This window comes from Desulfosarcina sp. (assembly GCF_055467485.1).
The window spans coordinates 17,932-37,162 of sequence record NZ_JBUOIV010000035.1 but is presented as its reverse complement, the minus strand read 5'-3'; the positions used below and the strand labels follow the sequence as shown (position 1 = coordinate 37,162).

The window sequence follows — 19,231 nt, the reverse complement described above, 5'->3', positions numbered from 1 at the left end:
GATAAATGGGGTATTTCCGACCCACCGTTTCTTTGTCGAAGGCAGCTTCAACCCGGTCCCTGGCTTAACGAACGATGGAAAAACCCAACCGGAAGGCGTCATGGCGCTCGTTATAGCGGATCAGGGTTTCCGCGTACCCGCTGAAGTATTGGGCCTGCAGGTAGAAGTTCAGGCTTTTGCCCAACAGCTGCGTCATGGGATAGGTCAGGTCCACCTGCACCGATGGCCCTTTTTTGGCCCACCACAAGTGGGTGTTCAGGGCAAGATCCTCCGGGTTCATGATGCCCACTTCCAGATCGACATACCCCCGATAGTCTGCCAGGTCGGCATTGTTTTCATCTTCGTTTTGCACATAGGTAAAAATTTTAGGGGCGATTTTCATGTGGTAAGGGCCGGCCAGGTGAACGCCCATGATTGGCTTGAGATAAATATAATTGGTGCTGCGGGAGGCGGTGCCGGCCCTGCCGTTGGATTCGTGCTGGAAACCGCCCTGGATGCCGAACGCAGAGATACGCGCCAGATTCAGTTCGAGTTTGGGCAGCAGGTAGAAGGCTTCCGGCATGTAGCTGGTGTCGTCAAATGGCTTGGAATCGTCTTTCAGGTCCCAGAAGGACCGCTGGGTATACCCGAGATGGAAACCGGTCACCCAGGGGGCAATTTCCGCCAGGTAGCCCTTGGGATTGAAAAGGCGGTACTTGAAGCTGAACTGGAATTTGCTCTGGTCCAGCCCCGGATCCACACCCAGCAGAAAATACATGGGTTCGTAAACGGACAGGTCGTCGAGAAAGGACTGCAGCATAGTGGGCCCCTCATCCAGAGGCACCTGCTGGCCGATCCACGCTTCGGGAGGCGCTTTTTCCACCGGGATGATGAGTGGCTTTGCATCAATCGTCTCCAGCACGATCCGAACCGAACCCGTGGCATAGAGAGGCAGCAGGACGGCATATTGCCGTTTGGCAAAACCCCGGCCGGGGATTTCCACATGGGATTCCGTCTCAGGGTTCACCAGATCGGCATTGACGGTGTCCGTTGATTGGCCGGTATCGATTCGGCAGGCCACCGTCGGCGGCAGTTCGCGGGTGACGGCAACGTCTGTAAAATTGTGCAGGTACAGCTCCACCATCACCGTATCGCCGCCCTGGACCGGGTTTGGCGGCGCTGCCAGCAGCATCTCCAGATCGGCTGACCCGGCGACGGTAGTCATCAACATCGTCAACAGGACGACTGCGCATTGAGCACATCTTTTCATCGTTGTCTCCTTACGGGCAGGCCAAACGCCGTTGCATGGGGATGGTAGGGGCCGGCTCACTTGCGATCACATACCTTTGCCGATGGGTAATGGGTCCGGATGTCTGACAACTGGCACCGAATCACAGCGGCGGTGGATCGACAATCCTTACTTAGCATAACAGAGGACATTTTTCATGGATTTGTCCAGGCTGCCGGCTGCGTATCAGCCTTAGGACGCGCGTTGACCCGATCCTCGCGGTACGCCGGAGTCGGGCCGGAGCGATCAACTGTCACCGTGTATGCGGGCATCCGCATAACGATTGGCCTGGTAGACGGTTTCCCGTGTGGTGTGCCCGGCTTGGCAGCCGATGCATAGGCTTGCGCATCACGGGCTTTCGTGCCAATATGACCCGCGCTGTACCGGACGCTCACCAGCCCGGAGATGGCGGAACCGTGCGTCAGATTTCCCCCGGTAGCGATGCAGCAGAATCCGTTGGTCCCTAACGGATTTAACCCTCCCCGCGGCTAGCCGCGGGGAATGCGCTCGCTGTCGCGGTTCCCAGCAGTAATACCTGATCGTCGAAGACGACCCTGGCAGCGGGTCATTTTCGAACATACCCGCTTAAAGCGAAAAACTGGAAAAAATGGATTATTTTCTCTGCGTGATTGGCATGGTGATGATCATCGAGGGGGTTCCTTATTTTGCGGCACCGAATCAGATGAAGGGGTGGATGGCCAAAATAATGGAGATGGCGCCTGAATCCCTTCGCCGGTTTGGATTGGTGATGATGGTGGCTGGGTTAGTTCTGGTCTACCTGGGGCGACGATAGTCAGGGCGTTAGCTGAATCGACGACCGACTGCACCGCAGTGCACCGTACTCATCCATTTTTGTAAAGGTAGAAGAATTTCATCACTTTTTTAACGTACGCCTCGGTTTCCGGAATGGGCGGTATGCCGCGGTAGGTGTCCACCGCCCGGGGGCCGGCATTGTAGGCGGCCAGGGCCAGGGGCACCTGACCGTCAAACCGCTGAATCAGGGCCTTCAAGTAGCGGGCGCCACCCATGATGTTCTGCCAGGGGTCGAACGGGTCATAAACCCGGAAGGCCTCCAGGTTCGCCGGCATGATCTGCATGAGCCCCAGCGCCCCCTTTTTGGATACGGCCTTGGGGTCGAATGCCGATTCGGCACGGATTACCGCTTTGATCAGGGGAAAGTCCAGCCCGTGAAGACCGGCGGCCTCGTCGATATAGCGGTCGAAGCGATTGGCGTCCATCTGGGTACCCTGGCGCTTGGGGCGCTCCTTGATATACACCCGATAGTCGCTGGAGGTGGGAACATTGGTAAAGTGCATGACACCTTGACTATCGATATACATGTAGATATCGGCCGCAGCCGGCAGCGCCAGCAGCAGGATCAGCACGACGGCCATCCATGTGCCGGGCTTCAGGATTGGAATGTGTCGAATCGGTTTGCGCATGAGTTATCCGCCGTCATAGGGAACGCAGTGGCCTTCATTCTCGTTTCACTTGCGGTGATATCGGCACAACTTGTGGATTTGTAAAGTTTTTTCTTTCTTATGGCAAGCAAAAAAAGATGCGGCTGCGGCAACGGCACAACGCTTGACACATCTTTGGTTTCCGCATATAGACCGGTTCAACTTTCTCGTCTACCCCATGGTATCCCAATTTCCAAAAGGAGGTGTTATGTCCGCGCAAGAGTCCGCCACCGATTATGTGTTCCGCCCCAAAGACAGCCTGGTGGGCGCCCAGATGCTGTTTGTTGCCTTCGGCGCCCTGGTGCTGGTCCCCCTGCTCACCGGCCTGAACCCCAACGTCGCCCTGTTTACCGCCGGCGCGGGCACCCTGATATTCCAGTTCATCACCAAGCGCATGGTACCGATTTTCCTGGCCTCCTCTTTTGCCTTTATCGCACCGATCATCTATGGGGTGAATACCTGGGGCATTCCTGGCACCATGTGCGGCATGGTGGCTGCCGGCCTGCTGTACGTAGTGCTGAGCCTGTGCATCAAAGCCTTCGGTGCCGGTTTTCTGCACAAGCTGCTGCCGCCGGTGGTGGTTGGACCGGTGATCATGGTCATCGGGCTGGTGCTGGCACCGGTGGCCGTCCACATGGCCATGGGCCGCACCGGCGACGGTTCGGCCTGGCTGGTTCCCCAAGGCACGGCGATGATCGTGGCCGGCGTCGCCCTTCTGGTGACCATTGTGACCTCCCTGCTGGGCAAGGGCTGGCTTCGCCTGATCCCGATTCTCATCGGTGTCGGGGCCGGCTACGCGGCGTCGCTGATCCTCGATTTTATCGGTGTATCCGGGTCCGTTCAGGCCGGTTTCGATCCCGGAGCGTTGAAGAACTTTACCGGCCCCGCCCTGGTCAGCTTTACGCCGCTGGTAGACGCCCCGTGGTTTGCCGTACCCGATTTTGTCCTGCCCGAGTGGAACCTTCAGGCCATTTTTTTCATCGTGCCGGTCGCCATTGCACCGGCAATCGAGCATTTCGGCGACATTCTGGCCATCGGCAGCGTCACCGGCAAGGATTTCGTCAAGGAGCCGGGCATTCACCGCACCATGATGGGCGACGGCATCGCCACCTCTTTTGCCTCCTTCTTAGGAGGGCCGCCCAACACCACCTACAGCGAGGTGACCGGTGCGGTCACCCTCACCCGGATGTTCAACCCCGGCATCATGACCTGGGCCGCCATTTTTGCCATTGCCCTGGCCTTTATCGGCAAGATGGGCGCCCTGCTCCAGACCATCCCGGTGCCGGTGATGGGCGGGATCATGCTGCTGCTTTTTGGCGCCATCACCGTTATCGGCCTCAATACCCTGGTGAAGGCCGGCGAGGATCTCACCGAACCCCGCAATCTGGCGATTGTGGCCCTGATCCTGGTCTGCGGCATCGGCGGCATGGTGCTGCCTTTCGGCAAATTCACCTTGGGCGGCATCGGCCTGTCCGGAATTTTGGGAGTTGTGCTCAACTTGGTACTGCCGGGCAGGAAGGCAAGCTGATCCGCATGGCAAGTTGATGACGTACAACCGACGCCCCTGTCGAATTGACCCGGTAGGGGCGTTTTTCATTTTTTTAAGGCTTGACAGCCAGCGGGCTGCTGCCGAACAACCGGACCAGGCCCGTTTTGATGTCATGCTGGCAGCAACGGGAATTATCATGGGCAAAGACACCATTTACCGCACAGCGAAAACCCCGGTGCCGCCATTTGAATTTGACGCAGCGGTGGCGGACGTATTCGACGACATGATCCACCGCTCGGTGCCCATGTATGGCGAAATCATCCGCCGGCAGGCCCAGCTGGTGGTACGGTCCTTGCGCCCCGGAACCCGGGTGTACGACCTGGGATGCTCCACCGGCAACCTCGCCATGGCCCTTTGCGGCCGAATGCCGGCCGGTGCATTCGAGATGGTTGCCGTGGACAACTCCCAACCCATGCTGGACATATTTGAAAAGCGCCTGCATGACGCCGGCCGACCCGCGGGGATCACGCCGTTGTGCTGTGATATTCGCCGGGTGAACATGGAACGGGCCGGTGCGGTGGTCGTGAACTTTACCTTGCAGTTCATTCCGCCGGGGGACAGGGACGCCCTGTTAAAGAGAATCCACGAGGCCCTGGTGCCTGGCGGGATGCTTCTTTTCTCAGAAAAAACGGTGCACCCGAATCAGGCGCTGTCGGATCTGCAGGTTGACTTTTACTACCGGTTCAAGCGTGAAAATGGCTATTCCGATCTGGAAATCAGCCAGAAACGCGAAGCCCTCGAGAACGTGCTGGTTCCGGAAACGGTGGCAACGCACCATGAACGGCTGCGCCGCTGTGGATTCAGCGGCATTGACATCTGGCTGAAATGGTTCAATTTCTGTTCATGGATCTGCACCAAATGAACCGGTTGGATGCCCTTGCCCGGGATCCGGTTCTCGGACCGTTCCTGCCGGAACTGGCCGCGACAGTCAACAGGCGAAGCCATGTCATCCATCGCAGCAATAAAAAGGGGCTCGCGCTGATGGGTGCGCTGGACAGGCTGCCCGACGTCCGGCCGTCCTCGGTCGACGCGGACCGGGACCGCATCCGCATCGGCGCCGCTGTCGATCTCGACCCCGATCAAACGGCATCTCTCGATGCGGCCCTGTGCGACCTGAAACCTTGGCGCAAGGGCCCCTTCGAGATTTTCGGCATTCAGATAGACAGCGAGTGGGACAGCTCCATCAAATGGAACCGGCTGGCCGGGCACCTGGGTTCGCAGACCGGAAAGCGGATCCTGGACGTCGGTTCCAGCTGCGGCTACTACATGTTCCGGTTGGCCGTCAGGCAACCGGCCCTCATACTGGGGGTCGAACCCTACCTGAATTACTATTTCCAGTTTCTGGCCCTGTCCCGCTACCTGGCCTTTCCCCAGGTGCATTGCCTGCCCTTGAAGCTGGAGGAGATGCCGTCGATGCACCGCTGTTTCGACACGGTGTTGTGCATGGGCATCCTGTATCACCGCCGATCTCCCCTGGACACCCTGCTCCAGATTCACAGGCTGATGGTGCCCGGTGGGCAGTTGGTGCTGGAAACCCTGGTCCTGGAAGGGGATGGTGAGATGGCGCTGTTTCCGGAAAAGCGTTATGCCAAAATGAATAATATCTTCTTCATCCCGACCGTGGCCTGCCTGACCCACTGGCTGACGCGGTCAGGCTTCCACGACATCCAATGCGTGGACGTCTCCAGGACCACCTCGCAGGAACAGCGCAGGACCGACTGGATTGACACGGAAAGCCTGGCAGACTTTCTGGATCCCGATGATCCGGAAAAAACCGTAGAAGGCTATCCCGCGCCGGTCCGGGCCATGCTTATGGCCACTGCCCGTCAGAGGTAGCGACCATAAGCCCCTGTCAGGCCGGCGCCAGTTCCTCCAGATGATCGACCACCCGCGCCCTGACCATGTCGGTCAGATCCTCAACCGACATGGCGGCAACCCGTTCCGCGTCGATGGGCTCGAGCACGCGAAGGTGCATATGCTGCCTGCCGTGGAAATTGAGGCTGTGTTTGGGCAGAGCGGCATTGGTGCCGCTGATCACTACCGGCAGGATGGGCACCTGCATCTTCTTGGCGAGGATGAACGCCCCCGGTTTAAACGGTTTCAACTCCCCTGTTTTCGATCGCGTACCTTCGGGGAAAATAAAAATGGAGTTGCCCTGGGACAGGGCTTTCTCGCAGTCGGCAAACATTCTGGCCGTTGCCTCCCTGTCTCCCCGCTTGAGCTTGATGTACCGGTTCAGCGACATATTCCAGCCGATGAACGGGAGCTTGAACACCTCGGCCTTGGACACCCACTTGAAGGGCATGAACAGACGGAAGGCCACCAGGATATCCAGCTGCGACTGGTGGTTGGAAACAATCACATAGTTGCGTTTCCAGGCGTCTGGTCGCCGGCCGTCAACATGCACGGACCAGGCGGGCATGATCCACAGATAGAGGGACGCCCAGAACGAGGTGAACAGGTGCAGCACGACCAGCCGCCTGTCTACCGGCACAGTCAGCGCCCATATGACCAGTGCGGCGATGAAAAAAACGGCTGAGGTCAGCCCCAAAAAGAGCAGAAAAAGGGCGGCGATGATTCGATTCAGCATAAACCGTGACTCCGGCACCCGTTCGTCGCATGGTCGGCGGCGTGATCACTTCCGACAAAACGGCTGTCGCGTAGTCAGAACGCAGCGGCGCGATCGCTCTGAACACCATAAAATCAGAAGGATTTCCAGCGCTTTTCCCAGTAAACCAGGGCTTCATACCCATAGATGGCATTCAGGTGGTGGAGCAAGGCGTGGTAGCCTTCCTGTTGCCAGATGTGTTTGATCGCATCATTTACCTGGGCATAGTGCTCCAGCGTTTCACCCAACGTGGCCTCGGCTGACACCCCGCGTTCCCGGGAAACCTGATCGATCATCGCCAGCCACATGCGGCTCACCCCCATGATGTAATAGGGCCAGGTACGCTGCATGACCGGCGACCAGTTGGCGTCGCTGGTGTCGCCCACATCCGGACGATCATTGTGATCGACCGCATCGGTGATCACCTCTTTGATCACACCGTCGGCAAGCATTTGTCCGACCAGCGGATCCTCCAAAATCACCTGATTGATGCTGTCCGCCACCCCCGCAGTCGAAAAAAACAGGAAACTGAACTGGTGGCCGGTTTCATCCGCCGCGGAGCGGCGGTGAAAGCGCCACAAATCGATCTCCCCTTCATGGGCGCCAATCAGGGGAGCGGCGACCCGATGGGCGAGCAGAAGATCTCTCTCCCAGCGGGTTTCCTCAGCCGGTCGGTCCATCCTGAAGCGGACGTACCACCATCCGGACCCCTGCGGCACATCGGCCTTCGTCAGGGGTGCCGGACCGGCAGGGGTCTGCATGGTGGAGGTCGCGCAACCCATGGTCAGCCACAGAAACATGGCGCCCAGCAACAGCCGGGGGACGGAGATTGTCTTGATCATTTTTCCCTCATGTTTCATCGAGGGTTGCCCGATAACCATCGATGACGTATAAGCGAGTCGAACCCGTTCCACGCGAGTTTGTCTGCGGATCGGTTCGGGCCGTTCATCATCAACACCCTGACGAGGAGCAAGCGACCCATGAGCGATCGATACACCGTTATCTTCGAAGGCAGGATCATGCCCGGGAAAAGCGCCGGGATGGTCAAGGATCGATTGAAGTCCGCACTCAAAACCGATGACCAGGGGATCGCGAAATTGTTCACCGGCAGCCCCGTAGCCGTCCGCAAGCACACCGACCTGGCCACCGCCGAAAAGTATAAGCAGGTGTTCGCCGCCGCCGGTGCATTCTGCGAAATCCGCGAGGAGGGTTCACCCGAGAGCCAGGCCCAGCTGCCGTCTTCCGGCGGTTCGGCAGCGGTTGACGACGCCTCCAACGAATCGCGATCGCCCGCGCAACCGCCGGTTTCCCAAGTCAAGGTTCACTATATCACGACATCCGATGGAGGCAAAATGATAATCACCAATATCGAGACGGTTCCCGGGAAGACCGTGGCGGAGCATTTCGGTCTGGTTTCCGGCAGCACCATCCGGGCCAAGCACATCGGCCGCGACTTGATGGCCAGCCTGAAAAATCTCGTCGGCGGGGAACTCAAGGGCTACACGCAGCTGCTCCAGGAATCCCGCCAGCAGGCCATGGACAGGATGATCGAAGAGGCCCGGCTGATGGGCGCCAATGCTATTGTCAACGTCCGTTTTTCCACTTCTTCCGTCGCTCAGGGCGCAGCGGAACTATACGCCTACGGGACCGCCGTCCGGGTGGATTAGGAGACTGCCGATGATTGACCTGATCGTCTTTTTGTCATTGCTGGCCTTGGGATACGGTGCGGGGACCTGGGCCGAAAAGCGGCACTACCGTTCGATTGCCGAGCGGGAAAATGCAACGGTCAACCTTCCGGCCGTCACCTTGAGATCCGCGGGTATTCCCGAACATAAAATCCGGTCGGCCCGGCTGGTCTATGGCAGCGCAGTGATTTCAGTAGATTATTTCAAGAGAATTCTGGCGGGCCTGCGCAATATTTTCGGCGGGAAGGTCAAGTCCTACGAAAGCCTTCTCGACCGGGCACGGCGGGAGGCTCTGCTGCGCATGAAAGAAATGGCCGGCAATGCCACGATCATTGTCAACGTGCGCATCGAGACGTCGGCCATCGGCAAACAGTCCAATCGCAAGAACATCGGCTGCCTGGAAGCCATGGCTTACGGAACGGCGCTTACCGTGGAGGAATAGGTGAAATTCACGGCCCGCCAGCCCGGAATCAACGTCAATGTCTCACCCACCCACCCACTCAAGGAGTTCGCCATACTGGCCGGCGGCCTGCTGGCCATCGTGGTTGGCATCTACCTGGTCCTCGGCCTGGCGGTCGACCTGATTGTCCCCCGGCTCTCCATGGATCTGGAAGAAAAGCTGGCCGGCGCCTTCATCGGGCGGATCGTCGAAGATGAAGAGGTCGCCACCACCACCCGATCCCTCCAAATCCTGGTGGATCGTCTCCAGGATCGATGCGCCCCGCAGCCCTATAGGATTACCGTCCATGTCACCGAATCCGATGCCGTCAATGCGGCGGCCCTGCCCGGCGGGCACATGGTGGTCTTTACCGGTCTGCTGGCGGAAATGACCTCGGAGAACGAGCTGGCATTTGTCCTGGCCCACGAGTTGGGGCATTATGCCAACAGGGATCACCTTCGCGGGCTGGGCCGGACCCTGGTGCTGATGACCGCGTCCACGGTGTTGCTGGGGGCGGACAACAGCATCAACAGCATGATCGGGCAGGGAATGGTCCTCACCGAACTGAGTTTTTCTCGCAAGCAGGAAAGCCAGGCCGACGCGTTCGCCCTGGAAACGCTGTTTTGCCATTACGGGCACGTGGCGGATGCCACCTCTTTTTTCAGCAAAATCCCCGAGGACGGCGACCCGGGCCGCTTCGGCCACTATTTCGCCTCCCACCCGGAAAATCGCCGCCGCATCGGCCGCCTGAAGGAGCTGGCCCGGGAGCGCGGGTACCCCACCGGAAACCCGCTTCCCCTGCCGGCCGAAATGGCCGCCCCAAAATAAGCGGCCTGACGGTCTACCGCTTATCCGGCGCCTGCATCAAACCGCGGTAGAACATCTCATCTTCACATTGGTTCAATCCATCCTCCACGCGGATCAGGCCTTTTCTGGCCAGTCTGGCCAGTGAAATGTCGATACTGGAGAAATCCTCGCTGCCAGTCTGCATCTGACTTCGAATCTGATGGGTTTTGCCTTCCCGGATAAATCCTTTCATGCGGTGGCTGTTGATAAAAAACTCCAGGGCCAACATCCGTCCCTTGCCGTCCTTCTGGGTAACCAGCCGCTGGGCAATGGAGAGCAGCAGTGACTCGGCCAGGGTCATGCGGATAAGGTTCTGCTCATACGGCTCGAACATGTTCACGATGCGATCGATGATCGAGGTGGAGTTGTCCGAGTGGACGGTGGAAAGGACCAGATGGCCGGAGTTGGCCGCCTGAAGGGCAATGCGGAAGGTCTCCTTGTCGCGCATCTCGCCCACGACGATAACGTCCGGGGTGTGACGCAGCACATGGCGCATGCCCTGGGCGAAAGATCCCACGTCACGCCCCACCTCGCGCTGGCTGACGTTGCTCTTTTTATGCCTGTGCAGGTATTCCACCGGGTCTTCCAGGGTTACGATGTTGCACCCCCGGCGGGTATTGATGATGTCCACCAGGGCGGAAAGGGTGGTGGTCTTTCCATGGCCTGCCGGGCTGGAAATCAGGATCAGACCCTGGGGGCGCAGGGCAAAGTTGGCAATCCACTCCGGCAGGTTCAGCTTGGGCAGGTCCGGCACCTCGTCCATGATGGGCCGCAGGGCAATGGCGATGGAATTGCGCTGGCGATAAAGGGCCACCCGGAATCGACCGATATCCGGGTAAGTGGCGGAAAAATCAAAATCGGTCATATTTGAAAAGGCCTGCCAGCCCTCATCGGACAGCATCTCCCGGGCGTAGTTCATGCAGTCTTCAGGGGTGAGTGCGGGTATGGCCAGCCGCTTGATGCTATTGGCGATTTTAAGGGACGGCGGTGCCCCGGCCGTAAATACCATGTCGTTGGCGCCGGTCTTGACAAGGTAACGCAGCAGGGACATGAGCCGTGGGGATTTTTCTCCTTTTTCCATCTCCACCAGCTCAGACAGCACCTCTCCGCGCAGGTTCATGCCGGGGTTGGCGGCGATGCTTCTGATGGCGCTTTCGATCATGAAGGCGGGCATCACAACCGGCCGGATTTTCTTGCCCAGGGAAAACTCCAGCTCGCTGATTACGGCGAAGTCCTGGGGGTTGACCATGGCCAACAGCAGCGTCTGGTTCTCCAAATCTATCGGCAGCACCTGCATGGCGGTCATCTTTTCCACCGGAATCAACTGGAGCACATCATTCTTGATGTTTCGCTGGTAAAGATTCACTCCCGGGACGCCGAACTTCCGGCTCAACAGGTCCAACAGGTCGTCCAGGGCCACAAACCCCATTTCGATGAGTATCGAACCCAGTTGCCCCCCGGCCTGGGCCTGCCGTTTGAGAACCTGCTGAAGCTGCTCGGCACTGATGAGGCCGTCTTCCATCAGCTGTTCGCCGAGTCGTCTTTTTCTCGGGGTGTTCGAGTCCTTGGGGGGTTGTTGCGCAATCATAAGCCATATTCTCCTTTTTCCGCAGTGCCCCTAAGGGGGGATAGGTTCGATACCGGTTCGCAGCACCAGGTGACCATATAAAAGTACAATGCCTTGATGTCAAAACAAAAACAATCCCACTACCCCGGGCTGAAGCCTCACGTCCGCCTATCAATCAAGCGTCGTCTGCATCCGGTGGATGGAACCGAAATAGTCGAGCAGCCGGTCCATCTCGAGGTTCAATGCCTCGAAACGATCCGGCTGGGACCGTATTTCGGCGGCGGTCTGAATATAGGGCGCCTGCACCAGTTCATGTCGGCAATGCTCGATCAGCGCGTTGGCCGATTCCGGTGTGGTCTCCAGGTGGTATTGGAGGCCGACGATGCGGGGCCCCATGGCAAATGCCTGGTTTTCGCAGGCCCGGCTGCGGGCCAGGTGCACCGTGCCAGGGGGCAGGTCGAACGTTTCGCCATGCCAGTGGAAGACCTCGGCCCTGCCTGCCAGGGCGCAGCCGGCCGCCGCATCTTGGGCGGCTCGCGTTTTTTCCACCGCATACCAACCGATCTCCTTGTGATCGGCGTGGCGGATCCGGGCACCGGCAACACCGGCAAGCAACTGTGTGCCCAGGCAGATGCCGAGCACCATTTTTCCCGCCTGGATGGCCTGGTCGATGAATCGCTTCTCGCCGGCCAGCCAGGGATGCGCACGCTCATCGTTGACGCTCATTGGGCCGCCCATGATGACCAGCATGTCAAAACTGTCGGTCGGCGGCAGGGCATCACCGGCGAACATCCGTGAACCGGTCACCGGGCAGCCGTTTTCCGCCGCCCAGCCGGCAATGCGCCCCAAACCCTCGAATGCAACATGCTGCAGCCAGTGTATTTTCATATGCCACTCCTTCGTGACGCGTGGGTGAATAGCCGGGTTGACCTTGTGGGTGCCGGGCAAACATGATAACGGGTCCGGTCGATTCGTCAACCGATTTCATTGGCATGACATGAAGCGATCCACGAGGTGCCACGATGACGGCAATTTTGTTGATGTATATTCTGGATGGTGCCGTGGCCGGCATTCTGGCCGGCCTGCTCGGCATCGGCGGTGGCGTGGTCGTCGTGCCCATCCTGGTGTTCTGCTTTGCCCGCCAGGGAATCCCCGATGCCTTGATCATGCACATGGCTATAGGCACATCACTGGCCAGCATCATGTTTACCGCCGTTGCCAGCTTCCGGGCGCACCAAAAACGCAACGCCGTCCATTGGGACGTGGTACGAAAATTTGCCATCGGCATCCTTACCGGCACCTTCCTCGGAACCTGCATCGCCGCCCAGCTCTCCACCCGGTTTCTAAAAGGCTTCTTCGTCGTTTTTCTTTACTACGTGACCATTCAATTGCTGATCGACAGGAAACCCACGCCCTCCCGCCAGATTCCCGGGCACGCGGCCATGTTGGGCGTCGGCAACGTGATCGGCATCGTGTCCAGCCTGGTGGGCATCGGCGGCGGATCGCTTTCCGTGCCTTTCATGATCTGGCGCAACATGACCGTTCACCACGCCATCGGCACCTCCGCAGCCATCGGTTTTCCGATAGCGATGGCCGGCACCTTCGGCTACATCTATAACGGTCTGACGGTCCAGGGCCTGCCGGATTATTCCGTGGGATATATCTACCTGCCGGCCCTGCTTGGCGTTGTGGTGACCAGTGTCCTGACAGCCCCGCTAGGGGTGCGCCTGGCCCACAGCCTGCCCGTAAACCGGCTCAAACGCATCTTTGCCTTTTTACTGCTGGCAGTGGCCACCCGCATGCTGATCGGAATCCTGTGAACCCAGGCAGCGAGTGTTTTCCCCGGGTCTTGCGACAGGGTTTTCGAGCGAACGGGAAAACGATCTTCATCCTTACGGAGGACCCTCCCCACGGCTTGCCGCGGGGAGGGTCCCACTTTCCTTGGCAACGGTGTAAAAAACCGGAACCGGCTTGTCAATCGTCTTCGATCGCCCGCCCACTCCCGAAATATTCTTGACAAAGAAACCGTTCCCGCATAGTTAGTTCTACTTGGTATTTTAATTCCCCCCAGGCTTATCATCTGTGTATACAGATTGCGAAAATCACATTATCGAAAGGAGAAAGAACACATGTCCAATCTTATTCCCCCCCATGGCGGCAAAGGCCTCACTGTCTGTCTGCTCGAAGGCGCTGAAAAAGAAGCCGAACTGAAAAAAGCCGCAGGCCTCAAGCAGGTCGAAATTTCCCCGCGCGTCAAAGGCGACCTGATCATGATCGGCATCGGCGGCTTCAGCCCCCTGACCGGATTCATGACCAAGGCCGACTGGAAAGGCGTTTGCGACAATTTTTTGACCGCAGACGGCACCTTCTGGCCGGTACCGGTGTGCCTGGATGTGACCAAGGATGACGCCGATGCGATCAACGTCGGTGATGAAGTGGCCCTGTACGATCCCGAGGGCAAAGAGATCATGGCCACCATGAAGGTCACCGAGAAATACGAACTGACCGATGCCGACAAAAAATGGGAATGCGAAAAGGTCTTCATGGGTGAGGGCACCCCGACGGCTGAAGAGTTCTGGAAGATCGCCAAGGAAGATCACCCCGGCGTCCAGATGGTCATGGATCAGAAAGCCGTCAATCTGGCCGGCCCGGTCAAGGTCCTGAGCGAGGGGGATTACCCCACCCGCTACGCCGGCGTCTACATGCGCCCGGCCGAATCCCGCAAGAAGTTCGAGGAAAGAGGCTGGAGCGAGGTGGCTGCCCTGCAGCTGCGCAACCCGATGCACCGCTCCCATGAATACCTGTGCAAGATCGCCGTGGAGGTGTGTGACGGCGTCTACATCCACTCCCTGGTGGGCAACCTGAAGCCCGGCGACATTCCTGCATCCGTTCGCGTCAAGTGCATCGACGCCTTGGTGAAGGGTTACTTTGTGGAAAAGAACGTGGTCCAGGGCGGATACCCGCTGGACATGCGCTATGCCGGCCCCCGTGAGGGCCTCCTGCACGCCGCTTTCCGCCAGAACTATGGCTGCTCCAAGATGATCATCGGCCGCGACCACGCCGGTGTGGGCGACTTCTACGGCATGTTCGAAGCCCAGACCATTTTCGACAAGATTCCGACCCCGGGCGACGGCAAGGGCCTGCTCTGCCAGCCCCTGAAAATCGACTGGACCTTCTACTGCTACAAGTGCGACGGCATGGCCTCTTTGAGAACCTGCCCCCACGCCAAGGAAGACCGCGTGCTGCTCTCCGGCACCATGCTGCGAAAAATGCTCTCCGAAGGCGGCGAGTTGCCCGATCACTTCGGCCGCGACGAGGTTGTCGCCATCCTGCGCACGTATTACGAAGGCCTCACCGAGAAGGTGGAGATCAAGACCCACAAGGCAGCCACCGGCAACTGATCGACCGTATCTGCCGGCAGACAATTAAAAGCGGGGCGCACCGACGTGCGCCCCGCTTTTTTTTTGCAGTGCAAGTGACGATCCCCCGCGGCACCGACACTCGGCATCTTGATTTCGCTCCGACAAGCGATGGGGAATGGAATAGCTGCTGCGGTTCAATGGAAGCAACAGCAAAAGCCCGGCCGTGCATCAGTTTGCACCACCGGGCTTTTGCGTCCGCAAGGGGTGGACACGCCCGGGTGGCGGCAAATCCAAGAAAACAGTTGACTTCCGGACCATGACAAGGTAGGCGATTATAATAAATTATTTATTATAAATTATTATATTTTGACCAAAACGTCAATTTTTTATATATAAACAAATGATTATGAAATTTAAAAAGGCCACCTACCACGTTCAAATTGCCGATATGCTCAGAGACATGATCATGACCGGCAAGCTCAAGGAAGGCGACAAGGTCAACGAAGGTAAGCTTTGCGAAACCATGGGTATCAGCAAGACGCCCATGCGCGAGGCGCTCAGGGTCCTCAGCGTCGAGGGGTTGATCCGGCTGGTGCCCAATCGCGGCGCTTTTGTGACCAAGCCGGAGTTCGAGGAAATTGCCGAAATGTTCGATGTGATGAGCCTGCTGGAAGGCTTTTGCGCCCGCAGGGCCTGCGAAAAAATGACGCCCAAACATTTTGCGCACCTGGAAATGCTGCATGCCAGGCTCGAAGAAAATTTCGAGCGGCACGACCAGGAAGAATACATCCGCATCAACAATCAGTATCATTCGTTTATCCAGGAGATAGCCGGCAACCGCACCCTCAACCAGATTGTCGCCGGCCTTCGCAAAAAAATATTGTTGTACCGGTTCCAGTCCCTGAACCTGCCAACACGATTCGCCGACTCGATCCGCGAGCACCGCGATTTGTTGGAAGCCTTCCGGCAACGCGACTTTTCCAGGGCCGAAGCCCTTATGCGCGAGCACCTGAAAAACCAGACCATGGCCCTTAAACGTCTGGTCGAGCAATCACAGGCGGCGACCTGAAGATCAAGCATGGTTCCACGTGACCGGCCGCTGCCGCCTTAACACCAACCAGCAACCATCTACAAAAAGGGGGATACCATGCAGGCGAAAAGAAACGTTGTGTGGCCGTTTTTGATTGTGTTCGTTGCGCTGTTGATTGTCCCGCCGGGAATCGCCGGCGCGGGGTCGATGACGCTGAAAGTCTCGCACCAGTTTGCCGCAGGAGACGTTCGCGACCAGATGGCACGTGTTTTCGGGGACATGGTCACCGAAAAGACCAACGGCGAAATCAAGTTCCGCTACTATCCGGCCCAATCGTTGTACAAATCCAAGGAGCAGTGGGATGCCCTGCGCAAAGGGGCGCTGGACATGTCGGTATTTCCCCTGGATTACGCCTCGGGCAAGGTGCCGCAGCTGTCCATCACGCTCATGCCGTGCGCGGTTACCAGCGTCGCGCAAGGCATGACCTGGCGCAACAAACCCATCGGCAAAAAAGTGGACGCGCTGTTGGAGGACAACGGCGTTAAGAACCTGGTCTGGGCCTGGTTCGACGGTGGTCTCGGCAGCAAAGTCAGGCAGATCGTCCTGCCGCCCGACGTCAAGGGCACCAAGCTGAGAGCGGCCGGAAAAAAATTTGAATTCATGCTGAGCGAAGCCGGGGCGTCGATTACCAGCATGCCGTCATCCGAGACGTACCATGCGCTGTCCACCGGTGTACTGGACACCATGCTGACCTCTTCGGCATCCTTCGTTTCCTACCGGCTCTACGAGGTGCTGAGCTACATCAATGCGCCGCGGGACTATTCGATCTGGTACATGGCCGAAAACCTGATCATGTCCAATACTACCTGGAAGCGCCTGACCCCGGAGCAGCAAAAAGTCTTCGAAGAAGTTGCCGAGTGGATGAACGCCAATTGGGTCGTTCCGAACTTCAAGACCCTGGTCGACAAACTGATTGACGAATACTCCAAAGCCGGCGTCGACATTCACTATATGAGCAAGGCCGAATTCGACCAGTGGCTCGAATTTGCCCAAAAGACCGCGTGGCCGGAGTATGCCAAAACCGTTGAAGGCGGCCAGGAATATCTCGACCTGGCTCTGGATGCGATGAAATAGGGAGTGCGTCAGTCCCCCCTATTCCTTTCTGCCGCTTCAGGCCGCATTTGCCAGGGACAGGCAGACTGAAACCGGCAGGCCCCGGGCTTTTCACCCCGCATCCGATGCGGAGGGTCTAATGCCCGGGCCTGCCTGACCGCCTTGCATGTACCCCGTGGCACGGGGGACACTGGCGGGTGTATGCATGTTCCCCCATCCACAGCATGCCCGCACAATCAACGCTTCAAGCTTCGGGTGAAACCAATGAAAACTGCATTCCAGTTCTTTGTCCGCATCACCGACGGCCTGACCGTTATCACCGGCTGGGTGGCCGCCCTGTGTCTCGTGGCGGCGGCACTGATTGTCACCGAGGCAGTCATCGTCCGCAAGCTGCTGGGAATTTCCACTATCTGGCAGATCGAGGCATCGGTGTTTCTGCTGATCTTCACGGTGTTCGTGGGCGCTCCGTTCGTCCAGAAGAATGAACACCACCTCAATGTGGACCTGGTGATCATTCACCTGTCGCCCCGCACCCGCGAGATCACCCTGATCGGGGTATCCATCGTCTCGTGCATCCTGACCGCTATCTTGGCCTGGTATGCCTGGCCCATGTGGTGGGAGACGGTCGTCAACAACGAGCATTCCGAATCGTTGTGGGGTCCGCCGCTTTGGATTCCCTTCCTGTTTCTCCCCCTGGGCATGACCCTTTTGTTTCTGCAGTATATCGTTTTCATCGGGCGCAAAATCGAGCGGCTGCGCAAAGGCGACATCGAAACGAAGGTGCTGCCATCGGAACTGGCAGAGGTTAAGCTAAACAAGGAAACCGCCCCGTCAGAATAGCGCATGATCCGTTGAACTGAAAGGCAAGGTATGAACGAATACGTACTGGCTATCCTTTTGTTTGGAAGCGCATTCGGCCTGCTGGTCACCGGGATTCCCATCTGGGCCGGGTTGGCAGGCATATCGGTCATTTTTATTCTAATATTCTCTCCCCACCTGCTGCCCACCTTACCCTACGTGCTCCACGGCAGCATGGACAGCTTTGCGCTCCTGGCCATCCCGCTTTTTATTCTGCTGAGTGCACCGATTGCCGCCTCCCACGCCAGCAAGGACCTGTACGAAACCCTTCACAAATGGCTCCACAAGATTCCGGGGGGCCTCGGCATCGCCAACATGGTCGGCTGCGGCATTTTCGCCGCCCTGTGCGGCTCCAGCCCGGCTACGGCCGCAGCCATCGGCGGCATCGGCATTCCGGAAATGCGGCGGCGGGGATACTCGGCGGCCCTGGCCACCGGACTGATCGCCCATGCCGGCACCTTCGGCATTCTGATTCCACCGAGCGTGACCATGATCCTGTACGGGGTGGCCACCGAGACCTCCATCGGCAAGTGCTTCATTGCCGGTGTGATTCCGGGGATCCTGCTGGTGGTGCTCAGCTGCGCATGGCTGGGCATCGTTTTTTTCTACCGCAAATTTGTGCCTGCCCGGCGCGGATCGACCTACTTTCTGGAAACCGAAGACGTACACGAGACGTTCGCCTGGGCCGACCGGTTCGTTTCGCTCTTCAAGGTCCTGCCCTTTGTGCTGATCATTGTCGGCATCATGGGCTCGCTCTACGGCGGTTGGGCCACACCCAGTGAAGCCGGGGGGTTGGGTGCGGTGTTGTCCCTGTTTTTCGTAATGACCATTTACCGGATCTACCGGCCGAAACAACTCTGGCCCATATTTATCAAGGCCCTGAACGAAAGCAGCATGATCCTGATGATCATGGCCGCCGCCCTGGTGTTTGCCTGGATTTCGTCGGATCTGTACGCCACCCAGACATTAGGCGAGCTGATATTGAAACTGCCCGTGGGAAAGTGGGGGATCATCGTGGTGATCAACATCCTGCTGCTCATTTTAGGTTGTTTCATTCCACCGGCGGCCGTGATTTTAATGGTGGCCCCCCTGCTGCTGCCGATCATTCAGGGGCTCGGATTCGACCCCGTCTGGTTTGCCGTCATCATGACCGTCAACCTGGAAATCGGACTGGTGACTCCCCCGGTGGGGTTGAACCTGTATGTCGTCAAAACGATTGCCCCGGACGTACCCATGTCTCAGGTATTGCTTGGGGTGGTTCCGTTTGTGATCATCGATCTCCTGGTGATCGTCCTGTTGTGCATCTGGCCGGAACTTGCTATATGGCTGCCCAACAAAATGATCGGGTAATCCCAATCGGATCAGATTCCGTTTCAAGATTGCGGGCTGTTGCCACCTGGTGCCATCCCTTCATCGATGGAATCCGCATGGGCAGTGACCGAGGGAG

At 58.2% G+C, this 19,231-nt stretch carries 19 protein-coding genes; 13 read left to right on the top strand and 6 right to left on the bottom strand.

The annotated features are described in order from the left end of the window. Nucleotides 1-64: 64 nt before the first annotated feature. Complete coding sequence (locus ACZCED_RS16225; RefSeq protein ID WP_462967732.1) at nt 65-1,249, bottom strand: phospholipase A; 1,185 nt, start codon at nt 1,247-1,249, stop codon at nt 65-67. A 625-nt stretch (nt 1,250-1,874) separates the two neighbouring features. Here ACZCED_RS16225 and ACZCED_RS16220 point away from each other — a divergent pair. Then, complete coding sequence (locus tag ACZCED_RS16220) at nt 1,875-2,060, top strand: DUF2065 domain-containing protein (RefSeq protein WP_462967733.1); 186 nt, start codon at nt 1,875-1,877, stop codon at nt 2,058-2,060. Between the two features lie 49 nt (nt 2,061-2,109). Here the strand turns inward: ACZCED_RS16220 and ACZCED_RS16215 are convergent, their stop codons facing one another. Continuing rightward, nucleotides 2,110-2,709, bottom strand: coding sequence for a lytic transglycosylase domain-containing protein (locus ACZCED_RS16215; protein WP_462967734.1), 600 nt, complete (start codon nt 2,707-2,709; stop codon nt 2,110-2,112). 226 nt (nt 2,710-2,935) lie between these two features. On the opposite strand from ACZCED_RS16215, the gene ACZCED_RS16210 reads away from it, so the two are divergent. The 3 genes from ACZCED_RS16210 to cmoB are packed head-to-tail and all read left to right on the top strand — an operon-like array spanning nt 2,936 to nt 6,112. Beyond that, on the top strand, nt 2,936-4,255 hold the full coding sequence (locus ACZCED_RS16210) for a uracil-xanthine permease family protein (RefSeq protein WP_462967735.1): 1,320 nt from the start codon (nt 2,936-2,938) through the stop codon (nt 4,253-4,255). A 16-nt stretch (nt 4,256-4,271) separates the two neighbouring features. After that, on the top strand, nt 4,272-5,138 hold the full coding sequence (gene cmoA, locus ACZCED_RS16205) for a carboxy-S-adenosyl-L-methionine synthase CmoA (protein ID WP_462967736.1): 867 nt from the start codon (nt 4,272-4,274) through the stop codon (nt 5,136-5,138). Next, nucleotides 5,135-6,112 (top strand): tRNA 5-methoxyuridine(34)/uridine 5-oxyacetic acid(34) synthase CmoB, encoded by a 978-nt coding sequence (cmoB, locus tag ACZCED_RS16200; protein WP_462967737.1) that lies wholly within the window; start codon nt 5,135-5,137, stop codon nt 6,110-6,112. Before cmoA ends, cmoB begins: the two co-directional genes overlap by 4 nt. Nucleotides 6,113-6,128: 16 nt before the next feature. Here cmoB and ACZCED_RS16195 read toward each other — a convergent pair whose 3' ends face one another. Continuing rightward, nucleotides 6,129-6,866, bottom strand: coding sequence for a lysophospholipid acyltransferase family protein (locus ACZCED_RS16195; RefSeq protein WP_462967738.1), 738 nt, complete (start codon nt 6,864-6,866; stop codon nt 6,129-6,131). 113 nt (nt 6,867-6,979) lie between these two features. Continuing rightward, on the bottom strand, nt 6,980-7,726 hold the full coding sequence (locus tag ACZCED_RS16190) for a hypothetical protein (protein WP_462967739.1): 747 nt from the start codon (nt 7,724-7,726) through the stop codon (nt 6,980-6,982). A gap of 138 nt (nt 7,727-7,864) precedes the next feature. Between ACZCED_RS16190 and ACZCED_RS16185 the strand changes: the two genes are divergently transcribed. Genes ACZCED_RS16185 through ACZCED_RS16175 form a run of 3 tightly spaced genes read left to right on the top strand, consistent with a single transcriptional unit; the run spans nt 7,865 to nt 9,836 of the window. Further along, a complete protein-coding gene (locus tag ACZCED_RS16185; RefSeq protein WP_464861196.1) occupies nt 7,865-8,551 on the top strand; it encodes a YbjQ family protein in 687 nt (228 codons plus the stop codon). A 10-nt stretch (nt 8,552-8,561) separates the two neighbouring features. Next, nucleotides 8,562-9,011, top strand: coding sequence for a YbjQ family protein (locus ACZCED_RS16180; RefSeq protein WP_462967741.1), 450 nt, complete (start codon nt 8,562-8,564; stop codon nt 9,009-9,011). After that, a complete protein-coding gene (locus ACZCED_RS16175) occupies nt 9,012-9,836 on the top strand; it encodes a M48 family metallopeptidase (RefSeq protein WP_464861195.1) in 825 nt (274 codons plus the stop codon). It begins immediately after the preceding gene. A gap of 13 nt (nt 9,837-9,849) precedes the next feature. On the opposite strand, the gene ACZCED_RS16170 is transcribed toward ACZCED_RS16175, so the two are convergent. Then, nucleotides 9,850-11,442 (bottom strand): PilT/PilU family type 4a pilus ATPase, encoded by a 1,593-nt coding sequence (locus ACZCED_RS16170; RefSeq protein ID WP_462967743.1) that lies wholly within the window; start codon nt 11,440-11,442, stop codon nt 9,850-9,852. A gap of 150 nt (nt 11,443-11,592) precedes the next feature. Next, nucleotides 11,593-12,309 carry a type 1 glutamine amidotransferase gene (locus tag ACZCED_RS16165; RefSeq protein WP_462967744.1) on the bottom strand — a complete coding sequence of 239 codons (717 nt, stop codon included), beginning with the start codon at nt 12,307-12,309 and terminating at the stop codon, nt 11,593-11,595. Nucleotides 12,310-12,443: 134 nt separating this feature from the next. Between ACZCED_RS16165 and ACZCED_RS16160 the strand changes: the two genes are divergently transcribed. The 6 genes from ACZCED_RS16160 (at nt 12,444) to ACZCED_RS16135 (ending at nt 19,134) form a co-directional block, all read left to right on the top strand. Further along, nucleotides 12,444-13,241, top strand: coding sequence for a sulfite exporter TauE/SafE family protein (locus tag ACZCED_RS16160; protein WP_464861194.1), 798 nt, complete (start codon nt 12,444-12,446; stop codon nt 13,239-13,241). Between the two features lie 309 nt (nt 13,242-13,550). Further along, nucleotides 13,551-14,822 (top strand): sulfate adenylyltransferase, encoded by a 1,272-nt coding sequence (gene sat / locus ACZCED_RS16155; RefSeq protein ID WP_464861193.1) that lies wholly within the window; start codon nt 13,551-13,553, stop codon nt 14,820-14,822. A gap of 367 nt (nt 14,823-15,189) precedes the next feature. After that, nucleotides 15,190-15,852: a GntR family transcriptional regulator gene (locus ACZCED_RS16150; protein ID WP_462967747.1), complete on the top strand. Its 663-nt coding sequence runs from the start codon at nt 15,190-15,192 to the stop codon at nt 15,850-15,852. Nucleotides 15,853-15,930: 78 nt separating this feature from the next. Then, nucleotides 15,931-16,947: a TRAP transporter substrate-binding protein DctP gene (gene dctP, locus ACZCED_RS16145; RefSeq protein WP_462967748.1), complete on the top strand. Its 1,017-nt coding sequence runs from the start codon at nt 15,931-15,933 to the stop codon at nt 16,945-16,947. Nucleotides 16,948-17,190: 243 nt separating this feature from the next. Continuing rightward, nucleotides 17,191-17,766: a TRAP transporter small permease subunit gene (locus tag ACZCED_RS16140; protein ID WP_464861192.1), complete on the top strand. Its 576-nt coding sequence runs from the start codon at nt 17,191-17,193 to the stop codon at nt 17,764-17,766. A gap of 30 nt (nt 17,767-17,796) precedes the next feature. Next, nucleotides 17,797-19,134, top strand: coding sequence for a TRAP transporter large permease (locus ACZCED_RS16135; protein ID WP_462967750.1), 1,338 nt, complete (start codon nt 17,797-17,799; stop codon nt 19,132-19,134). The last annotated feature ends 97 nt before the right edge of the window (nt 19,135-19,231 follow it).